Source organism: Acinetobacter sp. ANC 3832, from assembly GCF_002135415.1.
In the GTDB taxonomy this organism is placed as follows: Bacteria; Pseudomonadota; Gammaproteobacteria; order Pseudomonadales; family Moraxellaceae; genus Acinetobacter.
The window spans coordinates 58,405-72,490 of the sequence record NZ_NEGJ01000010.1 but is presented as its reverse complement, the minus strand read 5'-3'; the positions used below and the strand labels follow the sequence as shown (position 1 = coordinate 72,490).

At 34.5% G+C, this 14,086-nt stretch carries 13 protein-coding genes and 2 pseudogenes; 10 read left to right on the top strand and 5 right to left on the bottom strand.

The genetic code is table 11. The annotated features are described in order from the left end of the window. Nucleotides 1-118: 118 nt before the first annotated feature. The 3 genes from B9T35_RS13670 to B9T35_RS13655 all read left to right on the top strand — a co-directional run bounded on the left by B9T35_RS13670 (nt 119) and on the right by B9T35_RS13655 (nt 1,939). The gene (locus B9T35_RS13670) at nt 119-457 is read left to right on the top strand and encodes a hypothetical protein (protein WP_086191710.1); all 339 of its coding nucleotides are present in this window, start codon (nt 119-121) and stop codon (nt 455-457) included. Between the two features lie 35 nt (nt 458-492). Next, nucleotides 493-885 (top strand): hypothetical protein, encoded by a 393-nt coding sequence (locus B9T35_RS13665; protein WP_086191655.1) that lies wholly within the window; start codon nt 493-495, stop codon nt 883-885. A 574-nt stretch (nt 886-1,459) separates the two neighbouring features. Continuing rightward, nucleotides 1,460-1,939 carry a winged helix-turn-helix transcriptional regulator gene (locus B9T35_RS13655; RefSeq protein ID WP_086191654.1) on the top strand — a complete coding sequence of 160 codons (480 nt, stop codon included), beginning with the start codon at nt 1,460-1,462 and terminating at the stop codon, nt 1,937-1,939. A gap of 108 nt (nt 1,940-2,047) precedes the next feature. Here B9T35_RS13655 and B9T35_RS13650 read toward each other — a convergent pair whose 3' ends face one another. From B9T35_RS13650 to tusD, 4 genes are all read right to left on the bottom strand, one after another. Continuing rightward, nucleotides 2,048-2,371, bottom strand: a complete 324-nt coding sequence (locus tag B9T35_RS13650; RefSeq protein ID WP_086191653.1) for a TusE/DsrC/DsvC family sulfur relay protein — start codon at nt 2,369-2,371, stop codon at nt 2,048-2,050. 165 nt (nt 2,372-2,536) lie between these two features. Next, on the bottom strand, nt 2,537-2,821 hold the full coding sequence (locus B9T35_RS13645; protein ID WP_086191652.1) for a DsrH/TusB family sulfur metabolism protein: 285 nt from the start codon (nt 2,819-2,821) through the stop codon (nt 2,537-2,539). A 15-nt stretch (nt 2,822-2,836) separates the two neighbouring features. Further along, the gene (locus tag B9T35_RS13640; protein ID WP_086191651.1) at nt 2,837-3,187 is read right to left on the bottom strand and encodes a hypothetical protein; all 351 of its coding nucleotides are present in this window, start codon (nt 3,185-3,187) and stop codon (nt 2,837-2,839) included. 43 nt (nt 3,188-3,230) lie between these two features. After that, nucleotides 3,231-3,599: a sulfurtransferase complex subunit TusD gene (tusD, locus tag B9T35_RS13635; protein ID WP_086191650.1), complete on the bottom strand. Its 369-nt coding sequence runs from the start codon at nt 3,597-3,599 to the stop codon at nt 3,231-3,233. A gap of 714 nt (nt 3,600-4,313) precedes the next feature. Between tusD and B9T35_RS18710 the strand changes: the two genes are divergently transcribed. From B9T35_RS18710 to B9T35_RS13610, 5 genes are all read left to right on the top strand, one after another. Next, nucleotides 4,314-5,993: an amidohydrolase gene (locus B9T35_RS18710; RefSeq protein ID WP_228147153.1), complete on the top strand. Its 1,680-nt coding sequence runs from the start codon at nt 4,314-4,316 to the stop codon at nt 5,991-5,993. A gap of 385 nt (nt 5,994-6,378) precedes the next feature. Then, a complete protein-coding gene (locus B9T35_RS13625; RefSeq protein WP_086191649.1) occupies nt 6,379-7,383 on the top strand; it encodes an NAD-dependent epimerase/dehydratase family protein in 1,005 nt (334 codons plus the stop codon). Nucleotides 7,384-7,607: 224 nt separating this feature from the next. Then, on the top strand, nt 7,608-9,002 hold the full coding sequence (gene fumC / locus B9T35_RS13620) for a class II fumarate hydratase (RefSeq protein ID WP_086191648.1): 1,395 nt from the start codon (nt 7,608-7,610) through the stop codon (nt 9,000-9,002). A 92-nt stretch (nt 9,003-9,094) separates the two neighbouring features. Next, nucleotides 9,095-9,589, top strand: coding sequence for a hypothetical protein (locus B9T35_RS13615; RefSeq protein WP_086191708.1), 495 nt, complete (start codon nt 9,095-9,097; stop codon nt 9,587-9,589). 220 nt (nt 9,590-9,809) lie between these two features. After that, a complete protein-coding gene (locus B9T35_RS13610) occupies nt 9,810-10,412 on the top strand; it encodes a nitroreductase family protein (protein WP_086191647.1) in 603 nt (200 codons plus the stop codon). A gap of 256 nt (nt 10,413-10,668) precedes the next feature. Here B9T35_RS13610 and B9T35_RS13605 read toward each other — a convergent pair. Then, nucleotides 10,669-11,385 (bottom strand): annotated as a pseudogene (locus B9T35_RS13605) (ATP-binding protein); the annotation flags it as partial. 20 nt (nt 11,386-11,405) lie between these two features. Between B9T35_RS13605 and B9T35_RS13600 the strand changes: the two are divergent. Together B9T35_RS13600 and B9T35_RS13595 are read left to right on the top strand one after the other, a co-directional pair. Continuing rightward, nucleotides 11,406-12,632: pseudogene (locus B9T35_RS13600) on the top strand (HsdM family class I SAM-dependent methyltransferase); the annotation flags it as partial. Then, complete coding sequence (locus tag B9T35_RS13595; protein WP_213033370.1) at nt 12,629-13,816, top strand: restriction endonuclease subunit S; 1,188 nt, start codon at nt 12,629-12,631, stop codon at nt 13,814-13,816. The pseudogene B9T35_RS13600 and the gene B9T35_RS13595, both read left to right, overlap by 4 nt. The last annotated feature ends 270 nt before the right edge of the window (nt 13,817-14,086 follow it).

Sequence of the window (14,086 nt, the reverse complement as noted above, 5' to 3'; positions counted from 1 at the left end):
TAAATCAAGATTAATAAAATAATCTTCTTTTAAAAAGATTCTTTCATTGGATTTGTTGTGTCTATAGCATCATGCGCTTAGAATTGGCGTTGAACTTATGATTAAGCTGGAATCATTCATGCTGCAAGATTTTATTGAAGAACAAAAGTTGGTTTGTGAGGAGTTTGATTCTAAATATATCAAAGTCAATGAAGATGATTTGGTTGCTGTTGCTAAGCACACTTTAAATAAAGAGCCGATTGTTGGTTTACGTAAAAAACCAGATGTAGATCATGTGGCTTGGTTTATTTATGGTGGAGAGCTTGAAGAGGGGGCTGATTTTTTTGAAATCATCACCGTAAAAGAATTAGAAGAAATTTTTCCAGATGCATTGGTTTATTTAGCTTTAGAAGAAGGTTTCCGCTTTATGATTGATGCAGATGATTATGAAGATGTGTGGAAAGCGGATGCAATTTAAAGTTTAAAATAATAAAGATTCAAATTGTTCAGAAAATGGAATTTAAACAAGCAATGATGAAAAATAAACTGGTTTTTGTACTCATCGGTTTGATGAGTACATTTAGTAATGCGAATTCAACAGGAAAATTGACACAAGTTGAATACAACCAGTTGATTCAACAATATACTAATCAAGTGAATGAGACTAAGAAGATACTAGATGAGCCTGAAGCACATTCAAATGCAACTATGCAAAAACAAGCCTTTTGTTCACGTATAGAGGCTTATGAGCATATTGCCCATTTATCCAAAGAGAATACTGAATTAGAAACAGCCAATATCATGTTTACGATTGCGCATAATTTTTTAGAAAGACAAAAACAAAGTTTTATAGACTCTGGTATGACAGCACAAGTTTTTTGTGCAGCAGTGAAAAAAGAGAAATAATTTAATCTGAAAATCGTGATTGTCAGGAAATGACATGAAAATGGCAGAAAATGATAAGATGTTTTTGCTAAAAAAATGAATAATAAACCTATTAAAACAACGCTATATTTGATTTTCCCTGGTCTAGTATTTTGCAATGTTTTAATCATCAATTCATGATTGGTGACGTCCTAAACCCGCTGTGAAAGGCGGGTTTTTTACGTGAGTATTTACGTTAATAATTTGAATAGATTTAATTTTTTTAAAAGATATATTTGTGATACATAAAATTTACTAAATTAAGCTGAGTCTTGCTTAAACCAATATAATTTTCTTATCCATTTGATGTTGCTAACTTTATAGCAAGACGTATATTGCTCAATATTAAGCCCGTACTTGTATGGCATGCGAATGTGATCAAGAAAAACAAGATGAATGAAGAACGCCCAGAAGAAATTAGTTATAAAGATAATTTTAAGTTTACGATGTTTGAAATGAAGGATAAATAATATAAAAATACTTATTCACAAATAACACTTCCCAAAAAACCACTGTATGAGTAGAGTAAAGCAGTTAAAGCGAGAGTTAAAAATCAATGAAATGGGAAGAAATTGGCAAACAACCATGTTCAATTGCTCGAACACTATCGGTTCTGGGTGATCGATGGACAATGCTTATTTTACGTAATGCTTTTATGGGCATGCGTCGTTTTGATGATTTTCAAGAAAACCTAGGTGTAACTCGGCATGTACTATCAGAGCGTTTAAAGCGTTTGGTTGAACATGAAATTTTAGTCAAAACTCCTTATACAGATCGCCAAGAACGCTTTGAATATCGCCTGACTGAAAAAGGCTTAGAGCTTTATCCTATTTTGCTGACTATGACCAATTGGGCAGATAAATGGATGGATGAGGGCTTAGGTCAACCTTTAATTTATCTTCATCAAAATTGTGGTCATACTTTTAAACCTACTATGAATTGTTCAGAGTGCGGGGGAGAAGTACATGCTCGTCAGGTCAAGCCACAACTAACACAAGCGTATTTCACTTATTTAGAACAGCAAAAAAAGGCTTAATTAAAACCATATAATGGATCTGCTAGATAAATATTTATAAAAACTGTTGATTCTTATTTTTATGAAATCAAAAAGTTTTTAATGCAGAGTATCTAATTAAGATGTAGATTATAAACAATTTGCAGGTTTAGGTACGCCAGCCAATCTACTTAAATGACGAGCCACTAAACCTGTATTAAATTTTTCCTGTAAGACAGCATTGTTAATGTCAGGACTGACTGATTTCATCAGGAATTTAATTAGTGGACGTGTTGCAGGAGAATGCCCAAACTGTGCATAAAATTGGCGTACTGCTTGTAAAATTTCAAAATGCCACGGTGTTAAGTCTAAATCTAAACTTTTAGCCAGTTCTTGAGCAACATCTTCATTCCAAATGGTGTAGTCGACTAAATGACCATCCTGATCAAGTTGTAGGTCAAGTAAAACGTTCATAAAATAGCCTAAGTATGTATGCAATGTTTAAACAAGAAAATTGAAGATTAATTCAATTAAAAAAGATAGAACTCAAATATGAGCAATTTCAGCATAAATATTTATAAATCTCTTTGTTTTTCTTCTTCAAAAAGAAATTAAAAGATTCTATGTAAATATAGCTCATTATTTTAAACGAATACTGCGTGTGAAATTAACAACTAAATCTGCAAATTCAGCATAAGTAATCAATTGAATGGAAGATGGTGGAGCATGAGACAATATTTCAGCATCATTTTCTAAGGCGTAAATATTTTTTAAATGCTGTAATCGTTCATCTTCAATAAAAAGTACAGCTTCACCCATAAATACTACAGCATCATTATGTGTATAAAGTTGCAATAATGAATTGATCATCGCATCTGTATTGTTAAAGTTTGATTGGATTAAATATAAAGTTGGATTAGACATTAGGATTCACTCAAATTACCAATACAAAACATGATCGAAAGATTGAATAAATGTACTATTTAAATAGATAAATTCAAGTTCTTGCTCAGACTGACTTACAAATTTAGAATTTTTATTCTTATTTTCAATCAGAATTGGGGTTAAGTCGTAAAACTCAAAGCTATCCACCATATTTGAACCCAATTTAAAAGCATGTTTTAAGCCATCAAAGGCAAGATCAGCTTTTAATAAACTCAAGGCTGCATCTTGTAGTAAGATTTTGACTTCACTACCAAAAGTTGCAAGAACCATGGTCGCAGATAAGCTTTCATGAATCTGCATACTGTTTAAATTGGCTTGAGTTAATATGACGAGTACAGTTTTCACACAATTTACCTTTCAATTGCAACAATATAACAAATAGAACGACTTAAAATTGAATGAGACGATCTGCGGATTGAACGGCATCAGCAAGTTCACCTAAGCCTACAAGATCAAAACCTTGTGCAAGATTATGCGTGTGAATTTGATGTCTTTGCGCATTTTCTTGATCTGTAATACCGCGTGCTAAAGCGGCACTTACACACACAGGTAGACGTATCGCCAGTTTTTGCCATTCAATGGTTAAATTCCGCTGATCATCAGGAACCCATTGTAGGTTGTTCGCCACGCAAACAGCATCCTGATAGAAGAACACACGGAATTCTTGTTGTTTTTCTTTTAAAGTCTGTGCAAGGCCAAGAGCATGCCATGCAAAGATCGCACTGGGTGCGGAGGTAATCAGTAATAAGGTACTCATTGAAACTTCACTTAATGGATACACGGCAAACCGTCCGTGAATCTCATTTGTTAACAAATAGGTAGTATACAATGGTTTTGGATGATATCTAAATAATTCGGCGAATCCTATTAAAAATAAAGAATTAAAATTTTTTTAAAAACAATTGGTTGTTATATTATTTTTGAAATTATGAGAATCTATTTTATCTGTACAACCTCCCCCCGTATTTTCTTTTATTATATTTTTTATGGTAAGTAAGTCATATGCTAGGCGAGGACTGTATAGGGCTTTGTCCTACAAGAATACTGCAACTGCTTTAAATCAACTGCTTATTACGATTAGATATCAAAACAAAACTATTGATAATAAAACCCATTAAAATTTCTCTTAATTTTTAAAGCTTTATTGCTATTTTTAAGATAGTTTTTTAGTCAAGCTGAAAAATTAAACAAGTGATAAGTTGTGTCTCATTAATTTGCTTTCAAAATTTAAAAAATCAGTATTCTCAACATACTTAAAATATTTATTGGTTAATAAAAGAACAGTTATAAAACAGGCCTACTATTATCGCATAAAGATATACCTATGAGGTTTTTGACTTGCAAGATCTCATTCACTAACTTAGTCATATTATCAAAAATGGCTTGAGACACCCAAAAATACACAATTTAAGCTTATTTAAGCATTAATAAAACACAGTAAATATATGATGAAAACAAGGATGAAATTAGCATGAAGCAACTATTTCCAAGTCTATCTAAATTTCCATTAGCGAAATCATCACTACGACATATTTGGACTGGATCAGTAGTCACTACATTGGCTATATCATTAATTGCTTGTGGCAATAATGACGATAATATTAATAGCTCTCAACAGGCAGATCTAATTTTCGAGAATGGTTCTGTGTATACGGTAGATGCTGCTCGCTCTAAAGCAGAAGCTGTTGCTGTTAAAGATGGCAAAATTGTCTATGTTGGCAATAATTCTGGTCTGAAAGACTGGCGTGGTCAAAAAACTGAAATCATCGATTTAAAAGGCAAGATGTTACTACCAGGTTTTATTGATACACATAATCATGCCTATTTACGTGCTGAATCAATGTATTGGGTTAATCTGGATACGCAGACACTGGATGGTTATAAACAAGCTACACAAGAATTTCTGGCTAAACAGCCAGATGCCAAACAAGTAAGAGGTGTGGGATGGGATTTAAAATATGTCCTTGAACAAGCAAAAACAACAGGTAAATCACCTGCACAATTACTTGATGAGATTGTAGGGAAAGATATTCCTGCAGTATTTATTACGCACGGACATCATGAGGTCTGGGCAAATACCCGTGCAATGCAAAATGCAGGTATTACTGCTGAAACACCAAATCCTGCAGGTGGTTTTATTGATCGAGATTCTGAGGGCAAACCTACGGGCATCCTTCGAGAATTCGGTGCACAGAATTTAGTGATTAGTGTATTACCGCAATCTGACTTCACTGTAGATGAATATAAAAAAGCAGTACTTTCATTCCAACAGGAGCTTGCACCACAGCGTGGAGTAACTTCAGTATTGGTTCCAATTCATTATCCGACAGATACATTCTTGGAAGCGATGAAGGTATTAGATACTGAATCTAAATTGACCGTGCGTTATGATCTTTTACAGTGGGCTGATGAAAATCGTGGTACTGAACAAATACCTGGCTTTATTGAACGTCGAGCTAAATATAAAGGTAAGTTCTTTAAAACAGACTCTATTAAAATTTTCGGTACTGGAGCTGGTAGTACCTATGGATCAGTTGTATGGGATCAAGAGGTCTTAAAGAAAACAGTCGCAGCATTAGATAAAGAAAAATTTCGTGTTTATATCCATGATATTGGCCCAACCAATACCTACAATTTAATGTTAGATGCCTTCGAGTACGCCCAACAACAAAATGGTAAGCGTGATGCGCGACATATGATCACCCATGTAAGTACTGAGGCAATTCCAACTATCCCACGCTTCCTTGCTCTAGGTGTTCGTGCCGATGGTCATCCATTGCCGAAAGCATTTTTTGATGCAGGTGTATCGCTAACGTCTTCAAGTGATTATCCCGTCCGTGAATTTTTTCCAATGACTCGGATAGCTCAAGGAGTACTATCAGGTATATCACTTGATGACATGATCGCTAGCCATACTATTAATGGAGCTGAAGCAATTTTTGCTGAAAAAGAGACAGGTTCAATCGAAAAAGGTAAAGCTGCAGATTTAGTAGTAATGAGTCAGAATTTATTCAATGTAGCACCTACTGCTTTAGAAAAAGTAGAAGTCTTAATGACGGTCTTTAATGGAAAAGTTATCTATGATCGAGAGGCAAAATCTGATAAGAAAAATGAAATCGTGACTGAAGTTGCAGATGGTGACGGTCATTAATTAACAGATAAATTCTTCTAAAATTAACCAAAATCAGCTTATGTATTTTATTTTACATAAGCTGATTTTAATTTAGCTCTTGCATTATATGTGTAACGAATTAATTTCAGGTCTTCTAGTCTATTTTCTAAAATTGAAACATAGCTTGAATAAAAATTGAGAAGTTATTACTTGTCATAAACGATATACAGTTAATAGTCATAACTGCAACACATGCAATATGAACAAGCTATAAAATAATCTGATAAAGCTCTTGTATATTAGCTGGTTTAAGAAAATATTTTAGTCAATTTTTGCGTTTAGGATATGTGGATAAGTTAGTGAGAACACCAAAAATACACCAATTAAATACAAGTATTTGATTATTATAGGGAGTATCTAAACAATGATTTTAGTGACTGGTGGTTTAGGCTTTATTGGCTCGCATGTGGTTTTAAGCTTGCTTGCTCAAGGGCATGAGGTCGTCATTGTTGATAACTTAGCCAATGCAAACTTACAAACCTTAGAAAGACTTGAATATATTTCAGGAATTTACATTCCTTTTGTTAAAATAGATGTACGAAATACACCTGCTTTAAATAAAGTATTTGAACAATATTCAATTGATTCAGTGGTTCATGCAGCAGGTTTTAAATCGATCGAAGAATCTCGCTTAAAACCACTTGAATATTATAATGATAATATTAGTTGTGTCATGAGTTTATTACGTGCCATGCAACGCACTGGTGTGCGTAGTTTGGTACATGTCTCCAGTTTGGCAGTCTATGGCACATCAAGTCTGAGTTTAAATGAATCACAACCCTTTAATTATACTTATCCGAATCCTTATATAAAATCTCAGCAAATGATCGAATCGATTATTGAAGATACATGTAGAACAGACAGCGAGTGGCGTGTTGCCATTTTGCGAGTAGCTAATGTCGTTGGTGCATTTGAGCATGGTGTTTTAGGTGAATTGGTGCCACCATTGCCTAAGAATATTGTGCCATTGAGCATGCAGGTTGCAGCCAATCAAAGAGAAGCAATTGAATTACAAAATTTTGCAGATACAGAAGATCAAACTGTGCAACGTAGTTTTGTGCATGTATTAGATGTGTGTGAAGCAATTTTGATTAGTTTGCATTGGTTGCAAGAGCAGCATAATGTTTGTGAAAGTTTTGATATTTACGGAGAGACATTTTCCATCAAAGAATTATTAAATGTTGTTGCTCAAGTTACTCAAACAGAGATTAAAACCGTTGAAGCACCATATCCATTTGTAGAGTTAGCACAAACAGCATCAAATAGTGAAAAAGCATTCAAAATCTTGAATTGGAAAGCCAAACGTTCTATACAACAAATGATTGAGGATGAATGGCGTTTTTATAAAAATACATTCAACTTCAAATAACCAAATTTTAAATATTTGATAATGATTATTATTTACAATTCATTTTCTGTTGATTAATATACTGAAATGAGCCTATGTTTTACTAAGCCTGTAATTATTTATAAATTGACTGAAGTAATAGACATCTTACATAAGTATAGACAAGCCTTTTATTTCTCCTGGGAGGAGAAATAAAAGGCTTTATGCAAGAAATCTAATGATCTTAATTAGGAAAAGAGGTTGATATGCAAACACGTATTGAACACGACACAATGGGTGATGTAGCCGTTCCAAGTGATGCAATGTGGGGTGCACAAACTCAACGAAGTATCGAAAATTTTAAAATCGGTTCAGAACATATGCCTAGACCGATGATCCGTGCAATGGGATTAGTCAAAAAGGCAGCCGCAATAACCAATGCGGAACTTAAACAAATTCCAGATGAATTATCTCAATATATTGTCAATGCGGCAGATGAAGTTATTTCAGGCAAATGGGATGCTCAATTTCCTTTGGTTGTTTGGCAAACAGGTTCAGGTACGCAAAGTAACATGAACTGTAATGAGGTGATTGCCAATATCGCCAATCAGAAATTAGGCAATCCTTTAGGTTCACAAAAACCAGTCCATCCCAATGATCATGTCAATCGTGCACAATCAACCAATGATTCATTTCCAACAGCTATTCATGTGGCTGCAAGTTTACAAATCAATGAATTACTCATTCCAGCGGTGAAGCAATTACGCGATACGTTAAATCAAAAATCTGAAGAATTTAAAGATATTGTTAAAATTGGTCGTACTCATTTGCAAGATGCAACGCCGTTAACTTTAGGGCAAGAGTTTAGTGGTTATGTGGCGCAGTTAGATCATGGTGTAAAGCGTTTACAGCAGGCACTTGTTTGGTTGTATGAGCTGCCTTTAGGCGGTACTGCGGTTGGTACCGGTTTAAATGCGCATCCAGACTATGCAGAAAAAGCTGCGGAAGAACTCGCAAAACTCACAGGTTTACCATTTATTACCAATCCGAATAAATTTGAAGCTTTGGCAGGACGTGATGCAGCAGTATTTGCTTCTGGTTCGCTTAAAACCTTAGCGGCAAGTTTAAATAAAATTGCCAATGATGTGCGATGGTTAGCTAGTGGTCCACGTTGTGGTTTGGGTGAATTGCATATTCCAGAAAATGAACCTGGTTCAAGTATTATGCCGGGTAAAGTCAATCCGACCCAATGTGAAGCAATGACCATGGTGGTTGCACAAGTGATGGGGAATGATACGACCATTAATATTGCAGGCGCATCGGGTAATTTTGAGTTGAATGTTTTTATGCCAGTTATTGCATATAATTTGATTCAATCTATTCAATTACTTGGTGATGCTTGTAATAGCTTTAATGAGCATTGCGCTGTAGGGATAGAACCCAACCGTGAAAAAATTGATTACTTCTTACATAACTCTTTAATGTTAGTGACTGCGCTTAATCCTGTAATTGGCTATGAAAATGCCGCTAAAGTTGCAAAAACTGCTTATAAAGAAGGCAAGACTTTAAAAGAGGTTGCTGTTGAATTAACGTTGGTGACAGCAGAACAATTTGATGAAGTGGTACAACCTGAAAAAATGGTTCACCCAAATGCCAAATAAAGCGAAAGCATGAATTTAATCATCAGCAATAGTTTTTATCTGGGGTGTAAGTGCGTACAATACTCCCTAGAGTTTTTTTATTGATGATGATTATGCTAGATGTTTATTTAACAGATGTTCAGGAAAAGGTACAGTTTAAGGATTATCCAGGTGAGCATCCTGTTAAATTTATTTTAAGTTTTAAAAAGATTTTCCCCAGTATTATGGAGTTACTTCTTCCAGTTTTGCCTGAAGATGAAAACTTAGAAGAGATGACTTGGGAATCTACAAGCAAAGATTTTGAAATTTTCAAAAGACTATTGAGCGGATGGGGCATTATTGAACTTCGCCTACAAGCCATTAGCCAATATAAAGATAAAGCGTTCGCTGACCAGATGGTGAAAAAGGCACAGGCGAAGCGGAAAGAATTTAAAAAACAGCAAAAGCTATTATCTACAGTTGAATTAGATTATTTATTTATGCATGAAATTCATGGTTTGATTGATGCTGAATTGGTGGATTTAGGTGAGAAATTCTATCTTCCAGTGTTACGTGATCTTTGGAAAAATGATGTATCAACTAGCGTATTAAATGCAAAGTTTAAATAATGAGATATTTTGTATAAGTCCTTATTTATTCAAATGAGTAAGGTATTGATTTAATCTATTCGATCGCAAAATTAAGGACAGATTTTCTGTCCTTTTTTATTAATGTATTTATGAACTGGTTTGTTATTAAAATTTGAAACGAAAAACCACAATAAATATCATTTTCATGTCTCATAAGCATTTTATACTCTAAAAATTACATAACAACTGAGGATAAAAAATGCCAAATACTTTCCAAGCATTAATAGAAAACCGCCGTACGATTTATTCAATTGGAAAAAATGTAAAACAAAGCCCAGATGAGCTGACTGAAATTATTGAAAATGCGATTGTCCATGCACCCTCTGCATTTAATTCGCAGACTTCGCGCGCCGTTTTACTTTTTGGCAAAGCGCATGAGGAATTTTGGGATTTGGTTTTTAACAAGTTAAAAGAATTTTTACAGAATGATGAAGCAGAAGCGCGTACCAAAGGTAAAATTGATAGTTTCGCTGCAGGTGTTGGCACCGTTTTATTTTTTGAAGATATGGACGTTGTAAAAACCTTACAAGATCAATTTGCAGCGTATGCAGATAATTTCCCAGTATGGGCAGAGCATTCAACAGGAATTGCACAATTCGCCGTATGGACGGCTTTAGCAGAGCATGGCATTGGTGCATCCTTACAACATTACAATCCAATCATTGATGAGCAAGTACATGCCAAATGGGAAGTGCCTTCAAATTGGAAGTTACGTGCTCAGTTGGTGTTAGGTTCAATAGAAGCACCCGCAGGCGAGAAATCATTTATTGATAATGCTGCTCGTTTTAAAGTATTTAAATGATTGTATTTGAAAATTAACTGTATCAAAGCAGATCAATCGATCTGCTTTTTTATGACTTATATTATTTTAAGTATGAGAAAATAGAAAAAATCACTTTTTAAGTTTTTCTTTTCAATGATTTGGCTTGGTCTGATATTTCCCCGAGGAAATACCCAATGATTTTGTGACACATGGAATTATTGTTTAGAATTTATTGATAAAGTGTGTATATCACACCTTGAATCTGCCACTCATTTCACTACAAAACCAGCCACTCTTAAAGAGTGGCGATTTCATCGAAAGATCTAATTTTTCTCATCGAGTCTCCACTAATTTCGAATGTATAAGAGTTATGAATAATTCGATCTAGAATTGCATCAGCAATCGTAGGGTCATTAAATTTCTCATACCAAACATCATAAGAGAATTGGCTTGTAATAAGTAAACTCCCTTGCATTGAAAAATTATCAATAAAATCTAATAAAATTCCTTCTACAGCTGATGGAATAGAGGTAAGCCCAAAATCATCAATTATGAGTAAATCAAATGTCATTAACTTTTTGATTAACTGCTTATCAATTGTGTTGTCCACTGCCTTTTCAAATAAAGCAATAAACTCAAAATATTTAAAGAATTTAGTCTTGTAACCTTTCGAGCAAGCCTTAGTTGCAAAGGCACAAGCAAGCCATGTTTTGCCAATACCAGTTGAACCTAATAAATTCATATTTTTATGATTATGAATCCATGTGCACTCTGAAAATCTATTGATAGATTGCTGAGTCAAACCGCTACGATTAACTTCAAAGTTCACATCATCAATCCGTGCATGAGGATATCTTAGATTTGCACTTCTTATAAGGCGATCGATTGATCTTGAGTTTCGGATTAATAATTCTGTGTTACAAGCATCAATTAGAGCCTCTTCAAAATTAATTTTATTTGAATATACCGCATCAATATTGGCACTTAATGAAGTAACAACTCCATGGAGTTTGAGTCTAGTAAGTAATGCCTTATAGCACCGTTGCCAATCAGGTCTTTCCGTTCATTAAGAACTTGGGTGTAGAAGACGAAACCACCTATAGCCATCATATGAAGGATGCTCGTTTTACCATTCCTACGCCTGCTTTATTAACCAAAGTGGTCGATCTGTTGGCTGAAGTGCCTATGGATGATAAAGATACTAAGGGTGATATTTACGAGTATATGCTCGGTAAGATCGCATCAGCAGGTCAAAATGGTCAGTTCCGTACACCTCGCCATATCATTAAAATGATTGTGGAGCTGATGCAGCCAAAACCAACCGATACCATCTGTGACCCTGCTTGTGGTACAGCAGGCTTCCTTGTGGCTGCAAGTGAGTATTTGAACGATCATCACAGTACCGAGATTTTTGCCAATCCTGAAGCGGCTAAGCGTTTTAGCGAAGAAACTTTTTTTGGTTATGACTTTGACAGCACCATGCTTCGTATTGGTTCTATGAACATGATGTTGCACGGTGTTGAAAATCCGAGTATCGAAAACCGTGATTCTTTAAGTGAAGCACATTCGCATATTGAAAGTAAGTATAGTTTGATTTTAGCCAATCCGCCTTTTGCAGGTAGTCTGGATGCTGAATCTTGTGCCAAAAATATTCAAAGTATTGTTAAAACTAAAAAGACTGAATTGTTGTTTTTAGCTTTATTTTTACGTTTGCTGAAAACAGGTGGTCGTGCTGCGGTGATCGTACCTGATGGGGGATTATTTGGTTCATCTAAAGCGCATAAAGATTTGCGTCAAAAAATTGTGGAAGAGCAAAAGTTAGAAGCGATTATCTCGATGCCATCAGGGGTGTTTAAACCGTATGCAGGGGTTTCAACTGCAATTATGATTTTCACCAAAACCATGTCGGGCGGTACGGACAAAGTTTGGTTTTATGATATGCAGGCAGATGGTTATTCGCTTGACGATAAGCGTAATGAACTTGATGCGTCAAAGCACGAAAATAACAACATTCCTGACCTGATTGCTCGTTTTAATAACTTAGCTGCTGAAGCTGCTCGTAAGGCGACTGATCAAAGCTTTATGGTGGATAAAGCTGCAATTGCTGCCAATGGTTATGATCTTTCGATTAACCGTTATAAAGAAGTGGTATATGAGCAAGTGGAATATGAAGCACCAAGTAAAATTTTGGCGGATTTAGAACTGCTTGAGCAGGATATTTTAAAAGGAATAGCTGCGCTTAAGGAGATGCTTAAGTGAGTTGGCAACAAGTTAAGTTAGGCGATATTTTTGAAATCGCTCGTGGTGGCTCTCCACGTCCAATTGACCAATATATTACTGATGATCCTAATGGATTAAATTGGATTAGCATCAAAGATGCTTCTAATAGTTCAAAATATATTTATAAAACTGAAAAAAAGATTAAACCTGACGGTCTTCATAAAACACGTTTAGTACATCCTGATGATTTCTTATTGACCAACTCTATGAGTTTTGGTCGTCCATACATCATGAAAACAACAGGTTGTATTCACGATGGCTGGCTGGTATTGAGTGCAGATAAATCAAAAGTAGACACAGATTATTTCTATCATTTATTGGGTAGTGATTTTATGTATCAAAAATTCAAAAGTTTAGCAGCAGGTGCTGTCGTAAAAAACTTAAATACAGAATTAGTTAAGTCTGTATCTGTCCCACTCCCACCACTTGCAGAACAACGCCGAATTGCATCTATTTTAGATCAAGCGGATACGTTACGCCAAAAACGTCAGCAAGCGATTAAAAAGTTAGATCATCTTTTACAAGCCACCTTTATTGATATGTTTGGCGATCCTGTGAGTAATCCTAAAGGTTTCGAGGTTAAAAAACTTTCAGAACAAGTAGATTTAATTCAGATTGGCCCTTTCGGAACTCAATTACATCAAGAGGATTATATTGAGAATGGAATTCCTTTAATAAATCCATCACATAACAAAAATGGAAAAATTGTTCCTAATCATAAATTAACAGTAAGCCAATCGAAGTATGAAGAATTAACTCAATATCATCTTAGACTGAATGATGTTTTATTAGGTCGTCGTGGTGAAATGGGAAGATGTGCTGTAGTAACTCAAAATGAAATAGGTTGGTTATGTGGGACAGGTAGTCTTTTTCTTAGACCTAATGTAAAGAAAATTAATCCATTTTTCTTAGAATTGTTATTATCTTCAGATTCAATAAAAAGATATTTGGAAAACGTGTCACAAGGTCAGACAATGGCAAATCTAAATAAAACCATTGTAGGGTCATTACCATTAATTGCGCCAAGTATTGAAATTCAGAACAATTTTTTTCTCATTGCTGAAAAAATTGATAAGATGAAAACTGAATTGAAAAGTGCGAGAAATCAAGTAAACAATCTATTTGAGTCATTACAAAACCAAGCATTTAATGGCACTTTATAAAATTTAATTTTAAGTTTAGAAAGTGGTATTGATAGCAATACCATTTTTAATATTTTAATCAAAATAAGAGTTGATATAAGTAATACATTAATATTTAATAAGTTATTCGAAATTTAAATTAATTTAAGATGATGTACAAAATTCGATCTTCTTTAACAAAATTCTTTGGATGGATAGCATTTATATCAATTGCTTTGATTATATTGTGTGTGTCTATGTTTAGTTACGTTGGTGTAAAAATACAATATATTTTAATGCCTACAGCAGTTA

Excerpts from the sequence above, each read along its gene's own strand:
- B9T35_RS13645 (WP_086191652.1), bottom strand. The coding sequence starts at position 2,821 with ATGTCTAATCCAACTTTATATTTAATCCAATCAAACTTTAACAATACA.
- B9T35_RS13655 (WP_086191654.1), top strand. The coding sequence starts at position 1,460 with ATGAAATGGGAAGAAATTGGCAAACAACCATGTTCAATTGCTCGAACA.
- B9T35_RS13670 (WP_086191710.1), top strand. The coding sequence starts at position 119 with ATGCTGCAAGATTTTATTGAAGAACAAAAGTTGGTTTGTGAGGAGTTT.
- fumC (WP_086191648.1), top strand. The coding sequence starts at position 7,608 with ATGCAAACACGTATTGAACACGACACAATGGGTGATGTAGCCGTTCCA.
- B9T35_RS13625 (WP_086191649.1), top strand. The coding sequence starts at position 6,379 with ATGATTTTAGTGACTGGTGGTTTAGGCTTTATTGGCTCGCATGTGGTT.
- B9T35_RS13665 (WP_086191655.1), top strand. The coding sequence starts at position 493 with ATGGAATTTAAACAAGCAATGATGAAAAATAAACTGGTTTTTGTACTC.
- B9T35_RS13650 (WP_086191653.1), bottom strand. The coding sequence starts at position 2,371 with ATGAACGTTTTACTTGACCTACAACTTGATCAGGATGGTCATTTAGTC.
- tusD (WP_086191650.1), bottom strand. The coding sequence starts at position 3,599 with ATGAGTACCTTATTACTGATTACCTCCGCACCCAGTGCGATCTTTGCA.
- B9T35_RS13610 (WP_086191647.1), top strand. The coding sequence starts at position 9,810 with ATGCCAAATACTTTCCAAGCATTAATAGAAAACCGCCGTACGATTTAT.
- B9T35_RS18710 (WP_228147153.1), top strand. The coding sequence starts at position 4,314 with ATGAAGCAACTATTTCCAAGTCTATCTAAATTTCCATTAGCGAAATCA.
- B9T35_RS13615 (WP_086191708.1), top strand. The coding sequence starts at position 9,095 with ATGCTAGATGTTTATTTAACAGATGTTCAGGAAAAGGTACAGTTTAAG.